The organism is Vibrio stylophorae, from assembly GCF_921293875.1.
In the GTDB taxonomy this organism is placed as follows: Bacteria; Pseudomonadota; Gammaproteobacteria; order Enterobacterales; family Vibrionaceae; genus Vibrio_A; species Vibrio_A stylophorae.
The window spans coordinates 548,859-574,329 of record NZ_CAKLDI010000001.1 but is presented as its reverse complement, the minus strand read 5'-3'; the positions used below and the strand labels follow the sequence as shown (position 1 = coordinate 574,329).

The 25,471-nt window shown below is 48.1% G+C and carries 19 protein-coding genes; 3 read left to right on the top strand and 16 right to left on the bottom strand.

The window, feature by feature from the left end; translation table 11 throughout:
• The first annotated feature begins 21 nt into the window (after positions 1-21).
• Positions 22-1,515 (top strand): D-alanyl-D-alanine carboxypeptidase/D-alanyl-D-alanine endopeptidase, encoded by a 1,494-nt coding sequence (gene dacB / locus L9P36_RS02655; RefSeq protein ID WP_237464684.1) that lies wholly within the window; start codon positions 22-24, stop codon positions 1,513-1,515.
• Between the two features lie 68 nt (positions 1,516-1,583).
• Here dacB and L9P36_RS02650 read toward each other — a convergent pair whose 3' ends face one another.
• The 9 genes from L9P36_RS02650 to murJ form a co-directional block, all read right to left on the bottom strand.
• The gene (locus L9P36_RS02650) at positions 1,584-2,507 is read right to left on the bottom strand and encodes an AraC family transcriptional regulator (protein ID WP_237464682.1); all 924 of its coding nucleotides are present in this window, start codon (positions 2,505-2,507) and stop codon (positions 1,584-1,586) included.
• A 212-nt stretch (positions 2,508-2,719) separates the two neighbouring features.
• On the bottom strand, positions 2,720-5,941 hold the full coding sequence (carB, locus tag L9P36_RS02645; RefSeq protein WP_237464680.1) for a carbamoyl-phosphate synthase large subunit: 3,222 nt from the start codon (positions 5,939-5,941) through the stop codon (positions 2,720-2,722).
• Positions 5,942-5,957: 16 nt separating this feature from the next.
• Entirely contained in the window at positions 5,958-7,100 is a 1,143-nt protein-coding gene (gene carA, locus L9P36_RS02640; RefSeq protein ID WP_237464678.1) for a glutamine-hydrolyzing carbamoyl-phosphate synthase small subunit, read from the bottom strand.
• A gap of 501 nt (positions 7,101-7,601) precedes the next feature.
• On the bottom strand, positions 7,602-8,408 hold the full coding sequence (gene dapB, locus L9P36_RS02635; RefSeq protein WP_237464676.1) for a 4-hydroxy-tetrahydrodipicolinate reductase: 807 nt from the start codon (positions 8,406-8,408) through the stop codon (positions 7,602-7,604).
• Positions 8,409-8,483: 75 nt separating this feature from the next.
• The gene (gene ispH / locus L9P36_RS02630) at positions 8,484-9,431 is read right to left on the bottom strand and encodes a 4-hydroxy-3-methylbut-2-enyl diphosphate reductase (protein ID WP_237464675.1); all 948 of its coding nucleotides are present in this window, start codon (positions 9,429-9,431) and stop codon (positions 8,484-8,486) included.
• A gap of 117 nt (positions 9,432-9,548) precedes the next feature.
• Positions 9,549-10,052, bottom strand: a complete 504-nt coding sequence (lspA, locus tag L9P36_RS02625) for a signal peptidase II (protein WP_237464674.1) — start codon at positions 10,050-10,052, stop codon at positions 9,549-9,551.
• Between the two features lie 2 nt (positions 10,053-10,054).
• Positions 10,055-12,883, bottom strand: coding sequence for an isoleucine--tRNA ligase (gene ileS, locus L9P36_RS02620; protein WP_237464673.1), 2,829 nt, complete (start codon positions 12,881-12,883; stop codon positions 10,055-10,057).
• 27 nt (positions 12,884-12,910) lie between these two features.
• Positions 12,911-13,861, bottom strand: coding sequence for a bifunctional riboflavin kinase/FAD synthetase (gene ribF / locus L9P36_RS02615; protein WP_237464672.1), 951 nt, complete (start codon positions 13,859-13,861; stop codon positions 12,911-12,913).
• A gap of 88 nt (positions 13,862-13,949) precedes the next feature.
• Positions 13,950-15,515 carry a murein biosynthesis integral membrane protein MurJ gene (gene murJ / locus L9P36_RS02610; RefSeq protein WP_290368661.1) on the bottom strand — a complete coding sequence of 522 codons (1,566 nt, stop codon included), beginning with the start codon at positions 15,513-15,515 and terminating at the stop codon, positions 13,950-13,952.
• Positions 15,516-15,724: 209 nt separating this feature from the next.
• Here murJ and rpsT point away from each other — a divergent pair, with 209 nt between their 5' ends.
• Positions 15,725-15,985, top strand: coding sequence for a 30S ribosomal protein S20 (gene rpsT, locus L9P36_RS02605; protein ID WP_237464671.1), 261 nt, complete (start codon positions 15,725-15,727; stop codon positions 15,983-15,985).
• A gap of 77 nt (positions 15,986-16,062) precedes the next feature.
• On the opposite strand, the gene L9P36_RS02600 is transcribed toward rpsT, so the two are convergent.
• From L9P36_RS02600 to nhaA, 3 genes are all read right to left on the bottom strand, one after another.
• Positions 16,063-16,374, bottom strand: a complete 312-nt coding sequence (locus L9P36_RS02600) for an ArsR/SmtB family transcription factor (protein WP_237467836.1) — start codon at positions 16,372-16,374, stop codon at positions 16,063-16,065.
• Between the two features lie 49 nt (positions 16,375-16,423).
• A complete protein-coding gene (gene nhaR, locus L9P36_RS02595) occupies positions 16,424-17,308 on the bottom strand; it encodes a transcriptional activator NhaR (protein WP_237464670.1) in 885 nt (294 codons plus the stop codon).
• Positions 17,309-17,430: 122 nt separating this feature from the next.
• On the bottom strand, positions 17,431-18,612 hold the full coding sequence (gene nhaA / locus L9P36_RS02590; protein ID WP_237464669.1) for a Na+/H+ antiporter NhaA: 1,182 nt from the start codon (positions 18,610-18,612) through the stop codon (positions 17,431-17,433).
• Positions 18,613-19,075: 463 nt separating this feature from the next.
• Here nhaA and L9P36_RS02585 point away from each other — a divergent pair, with 463 nt between their 5' ends.
• A complete protein-coding gene (locus tag L9P36_RS02585) occupies positions 19,076-20,224 on the top strand; it encodes a Na/Pi symporter (RefSeq protein WP_237464668.1) in 1,149 nt (382 codons plus the stop codon).
• A gap of 162 nt (positions 20,225-20,386) precedes the next feature.
• Here L9P36_RS02585 and L9P36_RS02580 read toward each other — a convergent pair whose 3' ends face one another.
• The 4 genes from L9P36_RS02580 to rppH form a co-directional block, all read right to left on the bottom strand.
• On the bottom strand, positions 20,387-21,226 hold the full coding sequence (locus L9P36_RS02580) for a thymidylate synthase (RefSeq protein WP_237464666.1): 840 nt from the start codon (positions 21,224-21,226) through the stop codon (positions 20,387-20,389).
• Between the two features lie 114 nt (positions 21,227-21,340).
• Positions 21,341-22,138 (bottom strand): prolipoprotein diacylglyceryl transferase, encoded by a 798-nt coding sequence (gene lgt, locus L9P36_RS02575; protein ID WP_237464664.1) that lies wholly within the window; start codon positions 22,136-22,138, stop codon positions 21,341-21,343.
• A 97-nt stretch (positions 22,139-22,235) separates the two neighbouring features.
• Complete coding sequence (gene ptsP, locus L9P36_RS02570; protein ID WP_237464662.1) at positions 22,236-24,488, bottom strand: phosphoenolpyruvate--protein phosphotransferase; 2,253 nt, start codon at positions 24,486-24,488, stop codon at positions 22,236-22,238.
• A complete protein-coding gene (gene rppH / locus L9P36_RS02565) occupies positions 24,489-25,007 on the bottom strand; it encodes an RNA pyrophosphohydrolase (protein ID WP_237467835.1) in 519 nt (172 codons plus the stop codon).
• Between the last annotated feature and the right edge of the window lie 464 nt (positions 25,008-25,471).

The window sequence follows — 25,471 nt, the reverse complement described above, 5'->3', positions numbered from 1 at the left end:
TTTCATAAAAAGTCTAAGGTCATGATTCATCGTATTTTATTAGCCATTCTAGCGACCTTAATCAGTCCATTATCCGCGCATGCCTCAGTCATTGGTGAGCAATCACTACCAGCCGGTAGCCAGCTTGCACTGATTGTTGCCCCCGTCGGTAAGACCCCGATTTTTGAGCAAAATGCGTCGATTTTACTAGCCCCTGCCAGCACCCAAAAAATACTGACGGCAATTGCGGCTTACCATGGCCTACCAGAGAACTTTCACTATCGAACCCAAATCGCAGACGTTGGCAACCGCACCCTGATCCGCTTTTCAGGCGATCCAACATTTACTCGAGATGATTTACGCGCCCTGCTCGCACGCTACCGTGCACAAGGCGGCCAATTCCATGGCGACATTGAACTGCAAAGCGGTGGTTTCCGTGGTTATCAACATGCGGCTGGCGTGCCTTGGGATATTCATGGCATCTGCTACAGCGCCGCGATCAGTGAGATTGCACTTGACGGTAACTGTGTTCAGGGCGCCCTTTATGCCAATGCGCCCATTCATAGCATCGCTAAAGCCACCGTGCCTGACTTTCAGCCCATCACCCTTGAGAGCCAAGCTCGCATTATCGCGCCCAAAAGTAACGAAGCCGATTTTTGCACTTTAGAGCTCTATCGAAATGATAAAAATGCATACCATTTAAAAGGCTGCATTGAACAAAGTGAGCGCGTACTTCCGCTGCGCTTTGCCTTGGCCAATCCAGATCGCTATATCGCACAAGTCATTCGCGCCGAACTCAAAGCCATGGGCATTCCCTTTAAGGGCCGAATTGTCAGCAAACAATTGGATTTTGCCAGCTGGAAACGCCCCTTACACAACGCGGTGATCCACCAATCCATGGGGCGCGATGCCCTGATCACCAAGATGCTCCATCGATCCGATAACTATATTGCAGATAGCCTCACGAAAACCCTTGGCCAGCGCGCGCAAAATGCACCGGGTGATTTTTATAATGGCACCCAAGCACTGCGTCACATTGCGCTCAATCAAGGGATTGATTTGACCAATGCTGTGATTGCAGATGGTTCAGGTTTAAGTCGCAACAACCGCATGAGCGCAGCACATCTCTATCGAATGATGCAATATCTCAAGGAGCCGAGAAATGCGCCATTATTTGCCATGATGCCCATTGGCGGCGAAAGCGGCACCATGAAATATCGCCCATCCATGGTCAAAGCGCCGCTTAAAGGTAATGTACAAGGCAAAACAGGAACACTTTATGGCACTCATAATTTGGTGAGTGTTGTGCAAACGCAGCAAGGACCGATGATTGTGGTGCAAATGGTAAGTGGTTACTTACCCAATAAAGAACAACAGGCTGAAAACCCAAGCCCACTGACCCGCTTTGAGCGCAGTTTTTACCAAGCCTTGATACAGCAAGGCGCACAACTATTTGTAAGCCAGTCCAAAATACTGTCTGAAAAGCTCAAACATACCTCGGCGCAAGCTCAGAAGCAGATCAATCAAACACTGTAAATCACCGCGCATAGTCAAAAGCCAACCCTTAGGTTGGCTTTTCTACATCTGACTTTTACGAAGCGCACTTAGCGCAGCGGAATATAGATTTCTGTTTTCAAATTTTCGGGCTTTGTCCGCCGTGGATCGCGATTAAGGTAGCGCTCAAAACATGGTGTATCTCGCAGCTGCTCACCACTTTCTTCTAACCAAATGGAGAAAAGATACTCATAGGTCTGATTCAGGTTATCGTACGCACCGCGATGCACCGCCATCGCATAGCGACCACCTGCTAACTCACTGATAAACACCTCTCCCTGTGCCGATTGTGGCACAGGGTGCGATAACAAATTGAGCCCTGCTTGGTAACGAATACGATTCGGCTCTGTCACCGTTGGATCATCAAGACATATACCAAACATCTCTACTTTAGGCGTCATCAACTTCTGTCCATAGGCATAACGCATCATGCTAGACCATGCCTGCGAAGCCGCGTTTTGATAATCACCCAAAGCGCGCGAACAATAAAGTTGTAACGCTACTCTTTCGACAATCTTGACCGCTAGCTTCCTACTTGCTGTATCCATTTTTGCATTCATAACCCCACGCCTGTGTTGTTCAGCTGAGACAATTTGATTGAGCTGCGGACGACTTAAGGTTTCACGGTTTAGCGATTGACGATATTCACCGGGCGTACAAGCAAATCGTTTTTTAAAGGCTTTATTAAAAGAGGATTGATTGTCATAGCCACAATTAAGGGCAATTTCGGTGATGGGTGCGCCATCAAATTTAAGCTGTTTTGCTGCGCGCTCTAGCAACAAACGCTGACGATAGCCACAGACGCTTTCACCTGTATAAACTCGAAAAATACGATGAAAGTGATATGGCGAATAACAAGCGAACTCTGCAAGCTTCTGTACATCAATCGCCTCATCTAAATGCTGTTCTAGATATTGTAAAACCTGCATAATCCTTTGTTGCTGAACTCTTTGTTGCTCACTCACAGCACACATCAACTGATTCCTTATTGGCTTGATTCCATTGAAAAACCATCTTCTCAAGATGTGATAATTCTAAGTTATTCACGCATGGATGAATTTGCCTAGCCTGCGCTTTTTCAATAAAAACGACGCGCATAAACTGACGGTCATAAAAGCTAGCACGATATAAACCACATAAATAAAAAGCCGACCCTAGGGCCGGCTTTTTGTCATCACATCAAAGATTATTTCGTGATTTTCGCGTGAAGCTCTTGTACTGAGGTCACGGTGTGGCGGTCAGCCGCCAAGTGGCCCAAGCAAGATGCAAATGCTGCGTTCAAGGTGGTGGTGTAGTTCACCTTCTCTTGTAGCGCGCCGCGACGAAGTACTTTTGAGTCTTCAATCGCTTGGCGACCTTCCGCAGTATTGACGATGTACTCATATTCGCCATTCTTAATACGGTCAAGAATATGCGGACGACCTTCATGTACCTTGTTCACCAAGCGAGGGTTGATGCCCGCTTCGCCTAGCGCAACCGCTGTGCCATGAGTCGCATCAAGTTGATAGCCAAGCTCAAGAAGCTTACGTGCTAAATCAACCACACGACCTTTGTCGCTACCGCGCACAGAAAGCAATGCACGGCCGCCGTTGCTGTACTCTTTGCCACAACCTAGCTCTGCTTTTGCAAAGGCTTCTGCAAAGGTTTTGCCCACACCCATCACTTCACCGGTAGAGCGCATTTCAGGGCCAAGCAGTGGGTCAACACCAGGGAATTTGTTAAATGGCAATACCACTTCTTTGACTGAGTAGTATGGTGGAATGATCTCTTTGGTCACGCCTTGTGATTCAAGCGATTGACCCGCCATCACACGCGCTGCAATTTTCGCTAGTGGCACACCCGTCGCTTTAGAGACGAATGGTACGGTACGCGCTGCGCGAGGGTTTACCTCAATCAGATAGACCTTACCTTCTTTCACTGCAAACTGAGTATTCATCAAGCCGCGCACGCCCAATTCAAAGGCAAGCTTCTCAACTTGGCGACGCATCTCATCTTGAATCTCTTGGCTTAAGGTATAAGCAGGCAATGAACAGGCTGAGTCACCCGAGTGAACACCCGCTTGCTCGATATGCTCCATAATCCCGCCAATCACCACGCGCTCGCCGTCGCAAATCGCGTCGATATCCACTTCAGTGGCATCATCCAAGAAGCGGTCAAGCAATACCGGTGACTCGTTTGACACGCTCACCGCTTCGTTAAAGTAACGACGCAGGTCTTGCTCGTCATAAACGATTTCCATGGCGCGGCCACCCAATACATAGGATGGGCGAACCACCAGCGGATAACCGATATCTTTTGCTTTATCAACCGCTTGCTCCATGGTGGTTACCGTGGCGTTTTCTGGTTGTAGCAGGCCAAGACGCTCAACAGCAGCTTGGAAGCGCTCACGGTCTTCCGCGCGGTCAATGGCATCAGGGCTCGTACCAATCACAGGCACACCAGCTGCTTCAAGGGCGCGCGCCAATTTCAGTGGTGTTTGACCGCCGTACTGCACAATCACACCTTTTGGCTTTTCAACGCGAACAATCGCCAGCACATCTTCTAGGGTTACAGGCTCAAAGTAGAGGCGGTCTGAGGTGTCATAGTCCGTTGAAACGGTTTCAGGGTTACAGTTGACCATAATGGTCTCATAACCATCTTCACGAAGCGCAAGCGCCGCGTGCACGCAGCAATAATCAAACTCGATACCTTGACCGATACGGTTTGGACCACCGCCAAGCACCATGATCTTGTCTTTATCGGATGGATTAGACTCACACTCTTCATCATATGAGGAGTACATGTAAGCCGTATCAGATGAGAACTCAGCCGCACAGGTATCAACGCGCTTGTACACTGGGTGAATGTCATATTGGTCGCGTAGTTTGCGAATTTCGCCTTCACCAATACCCAGCAATTTAGCAAGGCGCGCATCCGCAAAGCCTTTACGCTTAAGCAGACGCAATGAATCTTCGGTTAAACCAGCAAAACCTTGCTCTTTCACTTTTTGCTCAAGCTTGACCAAATCTTCGATTTGTACCAAGAACCAGCGATCCACGTTGGTAAGGTTAAACACACCATCAATGGACATGCCCGCGCGGAATGCATCAGCGATATACCAAATACGCTCAGCGCCAGCATCTTTGAGCTCGTGACGGATTTTGCTTAGCGCATCTGGATCGTCCAGATTCACCATCTCATCAAAACCAGTGGCGCCAACTTCAAGGCCGCGCAACGCTTTTTGTAGTGATTCTTGCTGGTTACGACCAATGGCCATTACCTCACCCACAGACTTCATCTGCGTGGTCAAACGGTCATTGGCACCGGCAAATTTTTCAAAGTTAAAACGTGGAATCTTGGTAACCACGTAATCGATGGTTGGTTCAAAGGATGCTGGGGTCGCGCCACCCGTGATGTCGTTCATCAACTCATCAAGGGTAAAGCCAACAGCAAGTTTGGCTGCCACTTTCGCAATTGGGAAACCCGTTGCTTTTGAAGCCAATGCTGAAGAGCGTGATACGCGTGGGTTCATCTCGATGATCACCATGCGGCCATCTTTCGGGTTGATCCCGAACTGTACGTTTGAACCGCCTGTTTCAACGCCGATTTCACGCAACACTGCCAATGATGCGTTACGCATCAATTGGTACTCTTTGTCAGTTAGGGTTTGCGCTGGCGCAACTGTGATGGAGTCACCGGTGTGAATGCCCATGGCATCGAAGTTTTCAATGGAGCAGACGATGATACAGTTGTCGTTCTTATCGCGAACCACTTCCATCTCGTACTCTTTCCAACCAATCAAAGACTCATCGATGAGTAGCTCATTGGTTGGCGATAGATCCAAACCGCGGCGGCAGATCTCTTCAAACTCTTCTTTGTTATAAGCGATACCACCACCAGTACCACCCATGGTAAAGGATGGACGGATGATACATGGGAAGCCCACCATATCGAGAACTTTATAGGCTTCTTCCATGCTCTTGGCGGTGTCGGCACGTGGACACTCAAGGCCGATGGATTTCATCGCTTTGTCGAAACGAGAGCGGTCTTCCGCTTTATCAATCGCATCTGCTGTTGCGCCGATCATCTCAACATTAAATTCGGCAAGTACGCCTTGCTTTTCAAGCTCAAGCGCACAGTTCAGCGCCGTTTGACCGCCCATGGTTGGTAGGATGGCATCAGGACGCTCTTTAGCGATGATGTTTTTCACCACTTCCCAGTGAATTGGCTCGATATAGGTTGCGTCGGCCATTTCAGGGTCAGTCATGATGGTCGCTGGGTTTGAGTTCACCAGGATAACGCGATAGCCCTCTTCGCGAAGGGCTTTACACGCTTGGGCGCCGGAGTAGTCAAACTCACAGGCTTGACCAATCACGATTGGGCCGGCACCAAGGATCAAAATACTTTGAATATCATTACGTTTTGGCATGGTCTCAAACTCCCAATTAATGCGCTTTGTGCTGCTCAATCAATTCAATAAAGTGGTCAAATAGCGGTGCCGCGTCGTGAGGACCAGGGCTCGCTTCAGGGTGACCTTGGAAGCTAAATGCTGGCTTGTCGGTGCGATGAATCCCTTGCAATGAACCGTCAAATAGCGATACATGCGTTGCGCGCAAGTTCGCAGGCAGGGTTTTCTCATCGGCAGCGAAGCCGTGGTTTTGTGAGGTAATCATCACCACATCGCGGTCGAGATCTTTCACTGGGTGGTTGGCACCGTGGTGACCAAATTTCATCTTCACGGTTTGCGCGCCAGAGGCCAGCGCCAAAATTTGGTGACCCAAACAGATACCAAATACAGGTAGACCTTTCTCAAGGAAAACCTTGGTCGCTTCAATGGCGTAGGTACATGGTGCTGGGTCGCCAGGGCCATTGGATAGGAACACGCCGTCTGGGTTCATCGCGAGCACTTCTTCCGCTGAAGTTTGCGCCGGCACCACAGTCAAGCGGCAACCACGGTCAACCAACATACGTAGAATGTTGCGCTTGGCACCAAAGTCATAAGCAACAACATGGTATGGCATGTCTGCAGCGCTTTTCTCTGCAGGTAAGCCGCCTTCAAGCGTCCATGAACCTTGGGTCCAAGAATAGGCGCTCTCAGTGGTCACTTCTTTGGCCAAATCCATGCCTTTTAGACCCGGGAATGCTTTGGCAAGCTCAAGTGCTTTACCTTCATCCAACTGATTGCCCGCAATGATACAACCGTTCTGCGCACCTTTTTCGCGTAGGACGCGTGTGAGCTTACGGGTATCGATGTCAGCGATGCCAACGATGTTGTGGGATTTTAAATAATCAGAAAGAGATTGTTCGCTACGGAAGTTGCTGGCCAGAAGAGGGAGGTCGCGAATGACAAGGCCTTGAGCGTGAACAGCGGAGGATTCTTCGTCTTCGGTATTAGTACCGGTGTTGCCAATATGGGGATAAGTGAGAGTGACGATTTGTCGAGAATAGGAAGGATCAGTGAGAATTTCTTGGTACCCCGTCATCGAGGTATTAAAAACGACTTCTCCAACAGCGGTTCCAAAAGCACCAATGGATGTGCCGCGGAACACCGTCCCATCTTCTAGGACCAATAGCGCTGACTTGTTCAAGACAACCTCCAGATTTTAATAAAAATGCATTCAGAATGGATAACTTATCACTTTCCATTCTACATAATGTCGTCCAACCGGTTAAGGTATTTTTGACAAATTGCGCGCATTCTAGAGATCGCCCTTTTCACTGTCAACATGAAGCACAAGAAAAAACTAAAAATATTGCCAAATCCATTTTTTAGAACATATAAGCCGAATAAAGATGCCTTTTCTTAGCTATGATTCGATAAATTTTGATACATAATTGTCTCATTGATAAATGAGCTCCCACATTGATATAAAAGAACACCACCGACTGACGCAAACGCTTGCGAAAAATGCACATTGATTCAAAAACAAACAATTACACCCAAAATAAACAATCAAGCATAAATTCACATCAAAAGCACACATAAACAGATGATATCTTATTTATTTTATTTAAAAACAATGTGTTATTAATTCGATAGATACAAAAAAAGAGTGCATGTAGCACTCTTTTTCAAAGATTAATTATATTTAATCGTTTAAATCTAAAACATCACGCATAGTGTAAAAGCCAGCGGATTTATCACCAAGCCAAATCGCCGCGCGAACCGCGCCATTGGCAAAAGTCATACGACTACTGGCTTTATGAGTAATTTCAACGCGCTCACCAATATCAGCAAACATTGCCGTGTGCTCACCCACAATGTCACCCGCACGAATGGTCGCAAAACCAATCTCATTGCGATCGCGCTCACCAGTGATCCCTTCGCGAGCAAATACCGCCACATCAGATAGTTGATTGCCCATGGCACCAGCAATGGCTTCCCCCATACCCAGCGCAGTCCCTGATGGGGCATCAACCTTATGACGATGGTGCGCTTCGATAATTTCGATATCGCAGTAATCACCCATCACCTTGGCCGCTTGCTCAAGCAGCTTAAATACCAGATTCACACCGACGCTATAGTTAGGCGCCATGACAACAGGGATTTGCTGTGCGTATTGCTGGATTTGCTCTTTTTGCGCTTCGGTAAAGCCGGTGGTACCAATCACAATCGCTTTGCCGTGTGCCGCACAAAGCGCGAGGTTATCCATGGTGGCATCAGGGGCAGTGAAATCAATGAGCACATCAAATGCATTTACTGATTTATCAAAATTATCGCTAATTGCCACATCTAAACGGCCAATTCCAGCCACTTCGCCTGCATCTGCGCCAATAAGGCTTGATTCAGGACGTTCATTTGCTGCGCCAAGGGCTGCATTTTCCGCTTGCTGTACTGCATTGACCAAATTGCGACCCATGCGTCCTGCTGCGCCAGCAATTGCTATGTTTACCATTTGCCTATTCTCCTTGACTTTTTCGACGTCAATTCTCTTGTTTCAAAAAATCAAACAATGAATTTTTATTCAAAATTAATCGTCGAGATTTTTCACCTGAAGTTCGCGTGGAACTTCAAAATACATATTCTCTTCGCGGCCTTGATGCTCACGAATACTGGCCTGAGTTAATGTCACAATATGCGCAATGATCCCCTGAACCAGCTCTTCTGGCGCCGATGCACCGGCGGTGACGCCAACAATGGCACATCCTGCAAACCATTTCGCATCGATATCGTCGATATCATCAACTAAATAAGCGGGTGTCGAGAGTTTTTCTGCCAATTCACGCAGGCGATTTGAATTGGATGAGTTCTTTGAGCCCACCACCACCATCACATCGGTTTGCGCGGCAAGTTCGCGCACAGCATCTTGACGATTTTGCGTGGCGTAACAGATATCATCTTTACGTGGGCCTTGAATTTGCGGGAATACACGGCGTAGCTCATCAATCACATCAGCCGTTTCATCCACCGACAATGTGGTTTGGCTAACAAAATGCAGCTGGCTTGGATCTTTGACCGTGAGCTTGCTGACATCGGCCGGTGTTTCCACCAAATACATGCCACCTGCAGCATTGTGATATTGCCCCATGGTACCCACCACTTCAGGGTGGCCCGCATGGCCAATTAACACCACTTCCATACCCTTTTTACTAGCGCGAGCCACTTCCATATGTACTTTGGTCACCAAAGGACAGGTGGCATCAAATACGGTCAGCTGACGGGATTTGGCTTCCTCACGTACAGCTTGGGAAACACCATGGGCAGAAAAAATAACGATATTGTCGTCAGGAACTTCACTCAGCTCCTCAACAAAGATAGCGCCACGTTGCTTGAGCCCTTCCACCACAAAACGGTTATGCACCACTTCATGACGGACATAAATCGGCGGCTCATAGAGCGCAAGCGCACGCTCAACAATACTAATGGCTCGGTCAACACCGGCGCAGAAACCTCGAGGGTTGGCTAACAAAATTTCCATGCAGCTTTATCTCACTCTCTGAATGGGCGTGTACCTTGAAATTGCATGTCCCCTTTTACAACAAAGCGCCCTTCGTCGCAACGAAGAGCGCTTTTGATTCAGTCAGGACATGGTGACCTATGCCTTGCTGGGTTCACTGCGAAAACTGTCGAGGACAATCAGCGCAGCACCAATGCAAATGGCACTATCGGCGATGTTAAATGCGGGCCAGTGATAACTGCCCCAATAAACATCGAGAAAGTCGATGACATAGCCATGGATCATGCGATCAAACACATTGCCCAAAGCCCCACCGATGATCAATGCATAGGCGATATTCACCAGCTTCACTTGACGCGAACTACGGCTCATCCACCAACCCAACAGGGTACAAACCACAAGGGCAATACCGGTAAAGAACCAACGTTGCCAGCCACCCGCATTACTTAAAAAGCTAAAAGCGGCCCCATAGTTGTGCACATAGGTCAGGTTGAAAAATGGCAAAAGCTCAATGCGATTAGCCGGTCCATAGCCCATGGTATGCATCACCAGCAATTTGGTGCCGATGTCGATGGCAAATACCAAGGCCGCCAGCCAGAGCCAAAAAAGCCCTGACTGACGAATTCGCGTCCAAACAGCCATGATTAAGCGAACTGACGCTGTTCACCAGCGCCTTCAATGTTGCTAACACAGCGGCCACATACGGCCTCATGACCTGCGATGGTGCCCACATCGGCCACATGGTGCCAACAGCGCTCACACTTCGCCGCAGTTGACGCTGCCACTTGAAGCCACAAACCATCAATCTCAGTGGCTTGCGCACCTTCTGGCTGTGCATCCACCAAAGTTACATTGGCTTTTGAGGTGATCAGTACAAAACGAAGTTCATCGCCTAGCGCTTGTAGCTTGCTCGCAAGATCAGCTGTCGCAAACAAAGTCACTTCCGCTTGTAGACCGCCACCAATCACTTTTTCGTTACGCGCCGCTTCAAGTGCACGGTTCACTTCGCCGCGCACAGCAAGAATATCGGCCCAGTAAGCGTCATTCATCATTGCATCATCAGCAAGACCAAATAGACCTTGGTACCACTCACCGGTAAAGACGAACTCGTCACGCTCACCTGGCATTGCATTCCATACTTCATCTGCAGTGAAAGATAGAATTGGCGCCATCCAGCGAACCATACCTTCAAGGATCATATACATCGCAGTTTGACAGCTGCGGTGCGCAACACTGCCTTTTTTCGCGGTGTATTGACGATCTTTGATGATATCAAGATAGAAAGAGCCCAACTCAACCGAGCAGAACTGCATCAACTTCTGAGTTACACCGTGGAAGTTGTAGCAATCGTAAGCAGCAATCAACTCCTCTTGCAGGCTGTTTGCACGTGCAACGGCCCAGCGATCCAGTGCCACCATCTCATCAGCGCTCACTGCATCAGTGCTTGGCTCAAAGCCATTGATGTTAGCAAGCAAGAAACGCGCGGTGTTACGAATACGACGGTAAGCATCTGCAGAGCGTTTTAGAATCTCATCAGACACTGTCATTTCACCGGTGTAATCGGTTGATGCAACCCACCAGCGAAGAATATCGCCACCAAGCTTGTTCATCACATCTTTCGGCGCAATCACGTTACCCAAAGATTTTGACATCTTGCGGCCGTTACCATCCACGGTGAAGCCATGGGTTAGCACTTGCTTATACGGTGCTGCGCCGCGAATCGCAATTGAGGTTAGCAGTGAAGATTGGAACCAACCACGGTGTTGGTCTGAACCTTCAAGGTAAAGATCTGGCGTATGACCATGGTATTCAGGACGCTGATCCACAACCGCATAGTGTGTAGAGCCTGAGTCAAACCATACATCAAGGGTATCAAGCACTTTGTCGTAGTTTGCCGCATCAGCGCCAAGTAGCGCTTCAGTATCCAAATCCCACCATGCTTGAATGCCTTTGCCTTCCACTTCTTTGGCCACTTTTTCAAAAAGTGCTTCAGTGTCAGGGTGCAGCTCTTGGGTTTCTTTGTGAACAAACAAAGTAATTGGCACACCCCAAGTACGTTGGCGAGAGATACACCAATCAGGGCGGCCATCCACCATAGCTTCAATACGGTTTTGACCCCAATCAGGAATCCACTGAGTCTGTTTGATTTCAGACATCGCCTTGCTGCGAAGACCCGCTTGATCCATAGAGATGAACCATTGTGGTGTCGCACGGAAAATGATTGGTGTCTTGTGACGCCAGCAGTGTGGGTAGCTGTGCTCATAAGCATGATGGTGCAATAGCGCACCACGCTCTTTAAGGACTTCAACCACGCTGTCATTGGCTTTAAATACGTGCTGACCAGCAAATAGCTCAGTATCAGGTAGGTAAACACCGTTACCGCCCACTGGGTTTGCCACTTCAAGATTGTATTGTTGACCCACCGCGAAGTCTTCTTGACCGTGGCCAGGTGCTGTATGCACACAACCAGTACCAGATTCGGTGGTCACGTGATCACCAAGGATAATTGGCACAGAGAAGTCATAGAATGGGTGGTTGAATTGCATCAACTCAAGGTCGGCACCTTTACAGAAGCCCAACTTGTGATATTGGCTAATACCTGCGCGATCCATTGCATCGGCAACCAACTCATCAGCCAAAATCAAACGACAAGGTTGTTCACCTTCCACTTGAACCAAGGCGTAATCAAGGTTTGCTGACAAAGCAACAGCGCGGTTTGCAGGCAGTGTCCAAGGTGTCGTGGTCCAAATCACCACAAATAGCTCACCTTCACCGATATGGCCTTCTGCACAATCAAACTTCGCAGCAACCGCAGCTTCATCAACGGCGCGGAATTTCACATCGATTGATGGTGATTTCTTGTCGTAGTATTCCACTTCGGCTTCAGCCAAAGCTGAACCACAGTCAGTACACCAGTGCACAGGTTTAAAACCTTTGTGCAAATGGCCATTTTTAGTAATGTGGCCAAGCGCACGAATGATGTTGGCTTCTGTGTTGAAGTCCATGGTTAGGTATGGATTATCCCAATCACCCAACACACCAAGACGCTTAAAGCTCTCACGCTGACCGTTCACTTGCGTCGCAGCGTACTCACGGCATTGTTCACGAAACTCAGCAGCCGTCACTTTTTGGCCTGGCTTACCGACTTTCTTCTCAACCATCAGCTCAATCGGTAGCCCATGGCAATCCCAACCGGGAATATAAGGTGCGTCAAAGCCTGCAAGTGTCTTTGACTTGATAATAATGTCTTTCAGAATTTTGTTTACAGAGTGACCAATGTGAATATCGCCATTCGCATATGGAGGACCATCATGCAAAATGAACGATTTCTTACCTTTCTTCGCTGCACGGATCTTGCCGTACAGATCTTTTTCATACCAGCGATTGAGCATTTCAGGCTCACGTTGGGCCAAATTGCCTCGCATCGGAAACTCAGTTTCCGGGAGGTTTAGCGTATCTTTATAGTCACTCATCGATTGTTGATTCCGTTTGCTGGAAGTTCAGACATTATTGTTGTGCAACAGCCAAAGGCGTGCTGCTTGTGCATCCTGTGCAATCTGGGCTTGCAGTGCCTCAAAGGATGCAAATTTTTGTTCACCGCGCAGTTTATGTCGCAGTTGAACTTCAATTTGTTGGCCATATAAATCGGCCTGATAATCAAAAAGATGGACTTCAAGCTGCTGCCTTAGTCCACCCACTGTGGGACGATGCCCGACATTCGCCACACCCTGATAGATCTGGTCAAGGCCATGCACTGTCACCACATATACACCATTCACCGGTGAGACAAAGCGTTTGAGCGGAATATTGGCGGTGGGAAAACCTATGGTTCGTCCCAACTTGCGACCATGGGACACACGTCCACAAATACTATAAGGTCGGCCCAACATCCTTGCTGCGGCGGCTAAATCATCCTGAGCTAGCGCTTGGCGAATCGCGGTACTACTCACGCGACATGGCACTTGCTGCTCGTGGGAATGGCAAAAGGTGTCGGTACTAACCACGGCAAAACCGTGTTCTTCGCCTGCTTGTTGCAGCATGGCGAAATCACCTTGGCGCTGCTGGCCAAAACGAAAATCATCACCGACGACCAAAAACTTAACACCCAATTGCGCAACCAACAAGCGCTCAATAAATTGCTGCGCCGTTAACTGTGCAAAGTGATGGTTGAAATTGACGCACAATACGCGCTCAATCCCGCATTGTGACAGGTGTTGCCATTTATCGCGTAAACGCGTCAAACGTGCCGGTGCACGTTCACGCAAAAAGAATTCATTGGGCTGTGGCTCAAATACCATCACGGTAGCGGGCAATCCCAATTCTTTTGCTTTTTCCACGACTTGCTTGAGCACCGCTTGATGGCCAAGGTGCACACCATCAAAATTACCAATGGTCAGTACACAGCCATGATGCGATGGCAGCAAGTTATGAATTCCGCGAATTAACTCCATAGTCCCACTATCAGGCAACACAAAACTGGCGGATTATATACTAGTCTGCGCAAGGCTTCATCTATCACGCCAATCCTTTCCCACGCGCTTATGCAACCGCAGCTGCACGCAAGTGATAGGGACGCACACCACAAACGATAGCGGTGAGCACATAACTCACGGCGCCAGCGCCAATCAAACCACAGAGCGCAAAAATACGATGGTGTAGCGACCACTCAAGCCACACGCTTTGTGCTGGCGTTAAATGCCACAGTAAAGCCACCATCACCATCACGGCAATCACCAAACGGACAATAAACAGCAGACTACAGCGTGATAGCTTGTATACATTGGCAAGGTGCAAACCGCGATAAAGCAGTGCCATATTCACAAGCGCAGACAACGCGGTCGCCATGGCCAAGCCGACATAACTGAAGTAATAAGCAAATATTGCGTTAAAGACCATATTGGTGACCATCGCGATAATGCCATAGCGCACTGGCGTTTTGGTGTCTTGGCGAGAGTAGTAACCTGGTGCAAGCACCTTGATCAGCATAAAATTAAGCAAACCTGAGGCATAGGCCAGTAATGACAAGGACGCTTGGTTGACCATCTCGACGGTAAATTCACCGCGCATAAACAGCACCATCAACATCGGCTTAGCCAAACACATCAAACCAAGCATCGCTGGCATGCCAAGCAGCAGCACCATACGCACGCCCCAATCCATGGTGCGCTGAAACTCATCGGCAGATTTAGTGGCATGGTTGCGCGATAGCGCTGGCAAAATCACCGTGGCAATGGCAATACCAAACATACCGAGGGGAAATTCAAGCAAGCGATCGGAATAATATAGATAGCTGATGGAGCCGGTTTGTAGAAAACTGGCAATAAAGGTATCGAGCAATAGGTTGATCTGACTGACCGAAACACCAAATAGCGCTGGAATCATTAAGGTGCGAATACGTACGACACCTGGATCGCGCCAGCCCCACTGCGGTTTAACCAGCACCCCTGCACGATACAAAAAGGGCAGCTGAAAAAGAAACTGCACCAAGCCACCTAAAAACACCCCAATAGCAAGACCGATTTCTGGCTGCGCAAAATGCGGCGCGATAAATAGCGCAGCAATGATCAGCATCACATTAAGAAATACAGGGGTAAAAGAGGAGACGGCAAACTTACCCAAAGTGTTGAGCACCGCGCCAGAAAGCGCCACTAGGGTGATAAACCAGAGATATGGAAAGGTGATTTTGAGCATAAAGGAAGCCAGCTCAAATTTATCTGCGCCCGGGCCATCATTGAGCCAGTCAACAAACCAACCAGTACCAAATAGCGCAGCCAAAATAGGCGAGCCAATCACACCAACCAAGGTCACGACAGAGACTATCACCCCAAGCGTACCTGATACGCGGGCAATCAGTTGGCGGGTTTTATCCAGATCGCCTGTGGCATGATATTCAGTGAGTACGGGCACAAAAGCTTGAGAAAATGCGCCTTCAGCAAACAAACGACGAAGGAAATTGGGGATTTTATTGGCGAAGAAAAATACGTCTGCAGCCGCACCAGCGCCCATTAGGCTGGCAACAACCATATCGCGCACCAATCCTAGTACGCGAGAAACAAAAGTCATGGCGCTCACCACCAGACCAGAACGTAAAAGTTGTTTACTCACAAAAAACCTCACAAAGAGAGCCAAGAAAGGGCTTACTTCGTCGCTCGAATGCTGTTAGAATTGCTCGCCATATTAACCGCGTTATTTCACAAGTGCTAGCAAACACTAGTGCGGTGGATATTTACACAAACGATTTGACAAATTAGGCGCAACAGGGCATATTCCTCGGCCTTAAATTGTCACCGAACCAAGATTTGGGAGTAAGACCCTTGGCAAATATCAAATCTGCTAAGAAGCGTGCCATCCAATCTGAAAAACGCCGTCAGCACAATGCTGGTCGTCGTTCTATGATGCGCACCTACATCAAGAAAACTATCGCTGCAATCGCGACTGGTAACAAAGAAACTGCAACTGCAGCTTTCGCTGAAATGCAACCAGTTCTAGACCGTATGGCTGCTAAAGGCCTTGTTCACAAGAACAAAGTTGCACGTCACAAGTCTCGCCTAGCGGCTCAAATCAAAGCACTTTAATTAGTCACTTTGATTTCGAAAAAACCGGCCTTTGGCCGGTTTTTTGTTATCTAAAATTTGAGATCAGCAAGATAAAGCTATTCTGCCAAAGATGTGTCGTCAGCATCTAAGGCGCAAAAATGCTGATGCAACACGCCCATCACCGACATCGCCACCTCACTATTCAATCGATAATAAACCTGCAACCCAACTTTGCGCGTTTGCACCAAACCATCACGACGCAACCATGCCAAATGCTGAGAGAGCGCCGACTGGCTCATCCCCAGCGCCTCAACCAAGGTATTCACCGTCGCTTCCTGATGCTGATGCAAATAGCACAAAATAAATAAACGACGCTCATTGGCCATCGCTTTGAGCAGCGTGACGGCGGCAGGTGCGCGCGCGGCCATTTTTTCTAAATCAAAACTCACAACCACTCCTTTGGGCCGACTCGGCTGATTAGGCAAACAGATCCGATAGATCGGATTCACAAATCCGCTTCACAATAGGATGCTGAATCATACGCTCAGCAAAAATCACATAATACTCATCGCTGATATCATGAACCTGAGCAATCTCTTTGAGATGATCGCTATCCACCAGCTCATGACGATAAATCGTCGGAGCAACGAATACCGCTTGATGATATTCAGCAAATGCCTTCATCAGCGCGGCATCATCAAACTCTCCCACAATGCAGGGCTGCAGACCTTGATGATCAAACCACTGGGTTAATTTTCGCCCCATCGCGGTGCGTCGCCCCGGCACCAACAGCTTGTACTCTTCAATACAGGCGGGAAATGGTGTTTCAAAAGAAGCGGCGCCAAAAAAGCTCATGGCACACTCACCAATTTTCTTACTATAAAGACCTGGGCTTTGACTTGAGTCCACCGGACAATCAGAGAGAATCATATCCAACTTGTGTTGTGATAACTGCTCTAACAGCAACTCATGGGTGGATTCAAAACAGCGTAAATGCAGGTTTTCCGTTTGCGCGCCAGCGCGCAACAAAATTTTACTGACCAAGCGTTTGGATAACGCATCAGCAACGCCAACATCAAGCAGCAAATTGGCCTGCTGGCGATAATTGACGATATCCAGCATCTCATAGCTTAAATCAAACATCTTATCGGCATATTGGAACACCAATTGGCCCAATTCGGTGGGGACCAAATTACGCCCATCTCGCTTGGTGAGCTTACCATCCAAACGCATCTCAAGCGCTTTGATCTGCCCTGTGACCGTCTGTGGGGTTAAAAACAAAGCTTCTGCGGCTTTGCTCACCGAGCCTTGCTTGCACACCATCCAAAAGTAATAGAGGTGGTTATAGTTTAAATGGGACATACTGGATTCCAATCAAAAAGCCGCAATTCATAAGTTTGATGAACTGCGGCTTTAATTCTAAATGATAGAGATATCACTGAAAGCTTTTTATGACTTTAAACATTGAATCTCTCTAAGCGGCGCTACTGTTTTGCCTTAGCATTTGGCAAGGTCTTAGAAAGCAGCATATAACCCAGTAACGCCGAACAGGTTGAGCCCAGCAAAATCCCTAAGCGAGAGAAAGTGCCAAAGATTTCATCTTGGGTAGCAAAGGCCAGCGATGAAATAAACATCGACATGGTAAAGCCAATACCACAGAGCACAGACACCGCAAAGATATGCTTAAAGTTAATCCCCTCAGGTAACTTCGCCACCCCCATTTTCACGGCCATCCAGCTAAAACTAAAGATACCCAGCGGCTTACCAATCAATAGGCCCAGCGCAATCCCCAGTGGCAACATTGAGCCTAAATCACCAAAGGAAACGCCTTCCAGTGATACGCCAGCATTGGCAAAGGCAAAGATTGGCAAAATCATAAAGGAGCACCATGGGTGAAGCTTGTGCTCCATGGTTTTCAGCGGTGACTTATCTTGCTTATTTTGACCATACAATGGAATAGCAAAGCCCAATACCACACCTGCTAGTGTTGCGTGTACCCCTGACTTCAGCACGCTCACCCACAAAATAATACCGACCACCACATACCAACTGATCTTGGTCACATGGCGTACATTCATGACACACAGCGTTAAGGTTGCCAGTGCGGCAATCACCAGCGCAGTGATCGAGAGATCGCTGCTATAAAACAGCGCAATAATCACAATGACACCGAGATCATCAATGATCGCCAGCGCCAACAAAAAGACCTTGAGGCTCAATGGCACACGGTTGCCCAATAGCGCCATAATACCTAAGGCAAAAGCGATATCAGTCGCCGCAGGAATTGCCCAGCCTTGGCGGGCAATTTCATCGCCGCCGTTAAATAAAATATAAACAAGCGCAGGGGCTAGCATTCCGCCGACAGCTGCAATGGCAGGGAAAATCGCCTGTTCTTTTGAGGCCAGCGCACCTTCCATCAGCTCACGCTTGACTTCAAGGCCAATCAACAAAAAGAAGACCGCCATCAAACCATCGTTAATCCAAAGGATTAAGGGTTTATCGATCACCACAGATGACACGCCGACGGTGACTGGGGTCATCAAAAAGGCATCATACAGCCCTTGTAGCGGGCTATTGGCAAGCAACATGGCCAAAATGGATGCAACAATCAGGATAATGCCGCCCGCTGATTCTAATTTTAAAAACTGACGAAGTGCGTCATTCATAGGTCTACTGCCTTTTACGGATTCAATTTCATCTTTTGACACTATAGTCTGCAATCCAACTCACAAAAAATCGGTTGTTTAGAGCTAATACATCGAAAAAAACGAAAGGTTTAAGGTGATAGATTGAAGATTTGCGATGAGTTATCAGAATGCAATCATAGTGTTACGAAAATTTGAACCCGCTTGCACTTCATGTCATCAGACGACATTCAATACAACACCCCATACCAAATAAACACGGCATCCACGCCTTCAACGCGATGATGGACGCTAGCGTAAAAACCACACAATTGCACAAAATGTGCACAAATCTTGTCGTAAAACAAAATAACTGCAGGGAAATTCGTTTTTTTTTCCATTTATGACAGCACTGTAATATTACTGAAATATACCCTCTCTACTATCGCGCCAGATTCATCAATACGACATCTAAACGACACTTTCCTGTCACGGAGAAATGATTATGAATACCCAAGCTTCCACTACTGCTGTATCTCAGCTCAGCGCGATGCGATGGGTGCGCTGGTTTAACCTAGCGTTCATGCTGTATCTACTACTCGTTGCCGTATCGCTTATTGGCGGTGGTTTTAAAATGGCTGTGGGTGAGCAAGCAAAAACTTTGTTTGAATTTGCATCACACCCAGTTGCAGGCCTCATGATTGGTCTGGTTGCCACTGCTTTGATTCAGTCTTCTAGTACTGTCACATCAATCATCGTTGGCTTGGTTGCCGGTGGTTTGCCTGTTGCAACCGCAATTCCAATGGTGATGGGTGCCAACATTGGTACGACAGTCACCAATACCTTGGTGAGCCTTGGTCACGCACGCTGTAAAGACGAATTCCGTCGTGCATTTGCTTGTGCCACCATTCACGATTTCTTTAACTTACTAGCGGTTGCGATTTTCCTACCGTTGGAAATGATGTTTGGCATTCTGGACAAACTTTCAAGCTGGTTGGTCTCACCATTGATGAGTACTGGCGACATGAGCATGAAAGGGATGGACTTTATGAAGCCAATTATTGGTCCAGCCATCAATCTATTTGAAGCACCATTTAAGATGCTACCGGCACCTTTTGATGGTGTTGCAATCATCGTCTTTGGTATTGCGTTGATCTTCTTTGCCATCACCATGATGGGTAAATTGATGCGCAGCCTAATGGTTGGTCGCGCTCGTGAAATGCTGCAACACGCCATTGGTCGTGGTCCAATTCACGGCATTTTGTCTGGTACTGCAGTCACTGTTCTGGTCCAGTCATCATCGACGACCACCAGCTTGATGGTGCCACTGGTTGGAACCAACGTACTGCAAGTCCGTGATGTTTACCCATTTACCTTGGGCGCAAACATCGGTACCTGTATTACCGCGCTGCTAGCAGCGACTGCGGTTACCGGTGACAACGCTATCTTGGCTCTGCAAATTGCCTTGGTACACCTGTGCTTTAACATCCTTGCGACGCTGCTAATTTTCGGCACGCCGTTCCTACGTGAACTGCCTGTGAAAGCAGCGATTAAGTTGGGTGAAATGGCCAGTGAGAGCAAATTGACCGTCGCCGGTTACCTCAGCTTGGTGTTTATGATTCTGCCAGGTTCGATTCTATTCGCGACCACCTAATCAAACCTTGTTAATGATTCAAAAGCCTCGCACCGCGAGGCTTTTTTCGTTATAGCTCGTCTTATTCACCGCTTGTATGCCCCACTGTCAGACAATAAAAAAGCCACCGCAGAGGTGGCTTTCTATCCAATGACGACCTATATCATCAATCAACGAGACATCTTAGATCGCAATCGGCGCTTTAATCCCATCATGCGGCTCGTAGCCTTCAATCACAAAATCTTCCAAGGTGTAATCAAAGATAGAATCTGGCTTGCGCGCAATGGTCAAGGTAGGCAATGCACGCGGCTCGCGTTTGAGCTGCTCAAATACAATCTCATCGGTAAGATGATTGTGATAAAGATGCACATCACCAAAGGTATGCACAAAATCACCCACTTCTAGACCGCACTGCTGCGCAATCATATGGGTAAAGAGCGCGTAGCTGGCGATATTAAATGGCACCCCTAAGAAATAATCTGCGCTGCGCTGGTAAAGCTGACAGGAAAGCTTGCCATCGGCAACATAGAACTGGAACAAGCAGTGGCAAGGCGCCAATGCCATTTTACCTTGCTCAACATTAGCCTGCGGAGAAATGCTTTCGTTTGGCAGATCTGCCGGGTTCCAAGCGCTAATAATATGACGACGTGAGTTTGGTTTGGTTTTGATCTGCTCGATCAGCTCACTGATTTGATCAACAGTTGAGCCATCAGGACAGGCCCAAGAGCGCCACTGCGCACCATATACCGGTCCTAAATCGCCCGCTTCAGTTGCCCACTCATCCCAAATAGAGACACGGTTATCCTGCAGATACTTGATATTGGTATCGCCGTTTAAAAACCACAATAGCTCATGAATAATCGCACGCGTATAAAGCTTCTTGGTGGTCAGCAATGGAAAGCCTTTGCTGAGGTCAAAACGAAGCTGTCGACCAAAAACGGAACGTGTGCCCACACCCGTGCGATCGCCACGATCGGTACCGTTATCGACAATATCTTGCATCAAGTCTAAATACTGCTGCATGCTCAATGAGCCTCTTTTTGTAAAAAATAAGGCGCTATTTTAACGATAGCGCCTCGAGGTTCAAATCCAGTTTTCATATTCGTGTGCTAAAACACGATTACATGACCGAATGAATTAAGCCGTTTTTGGCTGGCGATGCGCCCAGCACATCAAACCAATACCACCCAGAATCATTGGAATGGTTAGGATTTGCCCCATACTGATAAAGCCGCCATAGAGCCCCAATTGGGCATCGGGCTGACGCACATACTCGACGATAAAGCGGAATGCGCCATAGCCAATCAAGAACAAACCAGAAACCGCGCCGGTTGGACGTGGCTTACGAATATAGAGATTCAAAATGATAAAGAGCGCGACACCTTCAAGCGCGAACTCATAAAGCTGCGACGGATGGCGCGGGAATGGCCCACCTGATGGGAAAATCATCGCCCAAGGCACATCAGTGACACGGCCCCAAAGCTCGCCATTAATAAAGTTACCGATGCGCCCCATGCCAAGGCCAAATGGCACCAGCGGCGCAACATAATCGGCAATAGCAAAGAATTTACGATGGTTTTTCCAGCCATACCATAGCATTGCGGTGATCACACCGAGCAGACCACCATGGAAGGACATGCCACCATCGGTGACGCGGAATAGATAAATGGGATCGGCAAGGAATGCGCCAAAGTTATAAAACAGCACATAGCCCAAACGGCCGCCGACAATCACGCCAACAAAGCCTGCAAAGAGTAGATCACCCACTTCATCACGCGTCCAGCCTGAGTTCGGCTTATCCGCTCGACGACAGGCAAGCCAGTAAGCAAAGGCAAAACCGATAAGATACATCACACCATACCAGTGAATTTTTAGCGGGCCGATGGCCACCATCACGGGATCAATATTGGGAAAGGTTAAATAGCCTTGCGACATGCTGTTGCTCTCTTGTTGATATCCATACGCGCATTAGAGCGTGAATTTGGCCGAAGGTTCGAGATTAATGAGGGGGATCACAAAAGTCAAAGCACAACTACTTACCGGCGCGAATAAACCCACCGAGATCGCGCTGTTCAAGTAACGCACTTAAATGCAAATGAATTTTCTGACTGGCATAGCATTGCAGCACTTCGCTGGCAGCCGCCTCAAGCTCCGCCAAACTAAATTGACGTAGCAGGTATTTAATACGCGCCACATTGCGTGGGTTCATACTCAGGCTGCGATACCCCATACCAGTGAGTAGCAAGGCACCTAGCGGATCGCCCGCCAACTCACCACAAACCGAAACGGGTAGCTGCTGGATGTTGGCAAAATCGATAATCTGCTTGAGCGCCTGTAGTACCGCAGGATGCAACGGATCGTACAAACTGGCCACCCGTGCATTATTGCGATCCACCGCCAGCAAATATTGGGTTAAATCGTTGCTGCCCACAGACATAAAATCGATGCGCGGCAGCAAAGGCGTCAACAGATAAAGCATTGATGGCACTTCAAGCATCACCCCAAGCTTAGGACGCTGTAAAGTGTGACCATGTATTGCTGCCTCTTGCGCGATCTCTTTCACCGCACGCTCAAAAAGATTGATTGCCTCATCAAGCTCAGCAATCCCTGAAACCATGGGGAAAAGAACCGCTAGATTTTCATGGTCTAAACTGGCGCGCAGCATGGCGCGTAATTGAATCAAGAAGATATCGGGATGATCCAGCGTAAAGCGAATTCCACGCCAACCTAAAAATGGGTTGTCTTCTTCAACGCTCAAATAGGGCAGACATTTATCACCACCGACATCCAACGTGCGCATCACCACAGGCAATGGATGATAGGTTTGCAACATTTCACGATATTGCTTGGTCTGCTCCTCCTCGGAAGGAAAGCTTGATTGCAGCAAAAACGGCACTTCGGTGCGATATAAACCCACACCATCAATACCCTGATTGGCACCAATATCACTGCTTAATCCCGCATTCAAATGAATACCAATGGTGGTACCACAGGCCGTAGTGGCTGCTAACTGCCGATCTTGCTCCACCAGCTCAGTGAGCGCCTGCTCCTCTTTGAGCAGTTGCAAATATTCAGCAGCGATATGCACATTGGGGTCGATAAAGACATCACCACGATAGCCATCGACAATGACCCGTCGATTGGCCACCCCTTCACCAGTAAAATCGACTCCCATAATCGCAGGGATCCCTAAACTGCGCGCCAAAATTGCAGCATGCGAGTTCACCGCCCCCTCTTGTGAAACCACCGCTGCTAATTGTTCACGTGGAATTGTCGCCAGCATGGATGCCGTCAACTCACGCGCAAAAAGCACCGTTGGCTCTGCAAATTGAGTTTGCGGCATATCTTGGCGAGAGAGGAAATAGAGTAAGCGCTGGCCCAGCTCGCGCATATCACCGGCGCGCTCTCTAAGATAAGGATCAGCCATCGCAGAAAAACGGCTAAAGTAGCGCTCCACCACTTGGCGCACGGCCCACTCAGCACTATCGCCATCTTCCACACAGGCACTGAGATCATTGCGCAGCATGGGATCATGCAAAAGGTGACTAAAGAGATCAAAAATCGCCAAGGAGTCTTTTTGCAAATCGCCATCAAAGCGCTTACGCAATCGGCGAAACTCTTGATCCGCCGCATCCAGCGCAAAACTTAAACGTTCACGCTCTAAGTCAGGACTCAACGCCGAACTTGGATGTACCTGCTCTAAGCGAGGCTGAGAATCGTCCCACCAGCCCTTAGCCACTGCGACACCAGAAGATGCAGCGCTACCTGTATAGTGAATTCCCACACCCACACTGCTCGGCTGCCACTTACCTTGCGATTTAGCATGCGAAATAACTACCGCGAGCTGGGCGGCAAGGGTGACCAAAAATGATTCTTCACTTTCATCAAATAATCGCTGCTGGCGCTGCTGCACCACTAATACGCCAAGAATGGCTTTGCGATAGATAATTGGCGTGGCTAGAAAGGCGCGAAATGCTTCTTCACCAATACCGGGGAGATGTTTGAAATTGGGATGCTCGCAGGCATCAGCGAGGTTAATGGGTTCGGCATGTTTGGCTACCCAGCCAACCAAGCCTTCCCCCATTTTCAGTTGGATTAAACGATCCGTGCTTAACCCTTTTGAAGCCATGAGTCGAAATTGAGATTGCCGATGATCGGCAATGTAGATGGAGCAACAATCTGTTTGCATTGCATCACAGGTTTGCTGCACCAATAAATTGAGGGCATCGTCAAGCTGCTCGGCACTTGCCACTTGCTCTACGATATGCCTCAATTTCGTCAACATCTATTTTGCACTCCGGCGCCCCTTGCGCCTTGGCTGTTTTTCACGAAAGGGCATTGCCACAGCGGCAAATTCCTTCATCGCTCGGCGATAAACATCGCGCTTAAAAGACACCACTTGGCGAACTGGGTACCAATAACTGACCCATCGCCATCCATCGAACTCAGGTGTTCGACTGCGCTGCATATTGACCTTGCTTTCATCGCATTCCAAGCGTAGCAAAAACCACTTCTGTTTTTGCCCGATACAGACCGGCTTTGAATCCCAACGAACCAGACGCTTAGGTAATTTGTAACGCAACCAATGGCGACTAGTCGCCAATAACGTTACATCTTTTTTGGTTAACCCAACCTCTTCATACAATTCGCGATACATCGCCTGTTCAGCAGTTTCGCCCTCATCAATCCCACCTTGTGGAAATTGCCAAGAGTGCTGACCATATCGTCTTGCCCAGAATACCTGACCGCGATCATTGCAGATCACTATCCCGACATTGGGACGGTAACCATCGCCATCAATCACTGGACGACCCCAAACTAATCTTTCATAACGGTGATTTTTCCACAGCCACTGCACAAGGTAAAGCGATAGCATTCAATGCCGTCTGCTCTGGCTCACAATTGTGACGAAAGCGCCTTTTGATCAGGGCTTCAGAGCGAAGTGAGAATGAAATGCGACTTAGCGCACATTTATTCACGATTTCTGTGGATATCTATGTTCAAAACCCCTTTTTTAGACTGGGTTAGCTAAAAAAACGATCACAAAACAATCAACGGAAAGATCATCAAAAGCCATTCAAACCCATGTAAAACATAGCCTTGCATAATAAAATACAGAAACTATCTAGGCTCAAAGATGCATAAATAACGAACAAGGAACAGATCGAACAAAGATCGAACAATTACGGAATTATCCACACCCGCACTCAAAAAATGCCGAAAAATAAGACAACACAGAGAATGAAGGGCAAAATATGACTGTATATA

Coding starts and splice junctions, on each gene's coding strand:
- ribF (WP_237464672.1), bottom strand. CDS start 13,861: ATGGAGTTAATTCGCGGAATTCATAACTTGCTGCCATCGCATCATGGC.
- L9P36_RS02600 (WP_237467836.1), bottom strand. CDS start 16,374: ATGGCCGCGCGCGCACCTGCCGCCGTCACGCTGCTCAAAGCGATGGCC.
- ispH (WP_237464675.1), bottom strand. CDS start 9,431: ATGGAAATTTTGTTAGCCAACCCTCGAGGTTTCTGCGCCGGTGTTGAC.
- lspA (WP_237464674.1), bottom strand. CDS start 10,052: ATGGCTGTTTGGACGCGAATTCGTCAGTCAGGGCTTTTTTGGCTCTGG.
- carB (WP_237464680.1), bottom strand. CDS start 5,941: ATGCCAAAACGTAATGATATTCAAAGTATTTTGATCCTTGGTGCCGGC.
- lgt (WP_237464664.1), bottom strand. CDS start 22,138: ATGTCGCAAGGCTATTTAACCTTTCCCAATATTGATCCCGTGATGGTG.
- dacB (WP_237464684.1), top strand. CDS start 22: ATGATTCATCGTATTTTATTAGCCATTCTAGCGACCTTAATCAGTCCA.
- ptsP (WP_237464662.1), bottom strand. CDS start 24,488: ATGTTGACGAAATTGAGGCATATCGTAGAGCAAGTGGCAAGTGCCGAG.
- L9P36_RS02580 (WP_237464666.1), bottom strand. CDS start 21,226: ATGCAGCAGTATTTAGACTTGATGCAAGATATTGTCGATAACGGTACC.
- nhaR (WP_237464670.1), bottom strand. CDS start 17,308: ATGTCCCATTTAAACTATAACCACCTCTATTACTTTTGGATGGTGTGC.
- L9P36_RS02585 (WP_237464668.1), top strand. CDS start 19,076: ATGAATACCCAAGCTTCCACTACTGCTGTATCTCAGCTCAGCGCGATG.
- dapB (WP_237464676.1), bottom strand. CDS start 8,408: ATGGTAAACATAGCAATTGCTGGCGCAGCAGGACGCATGGGTCGCAAT.
- ileS (WP_237464673.1), bottom strand. CDS start 12,883: ATGAGTGACTATAAAGATACGCTAAACCTCCCGGAAACTGAGTTTCCG.
- nhaA (WP_237464669.1), bottom strand. CDS start 18,612: ATGAATGACGCACTTCGTCAGTTTTTAAAATTAGAATCAGCGGGCGGC.
- L9P36_RS02650 (WP_237464682.1), bottom strand. CDS start 2,507: ATGTGTGCTGTGAGTGAGCAACAAAGAGTTCAGCAACAAAGGATTATG.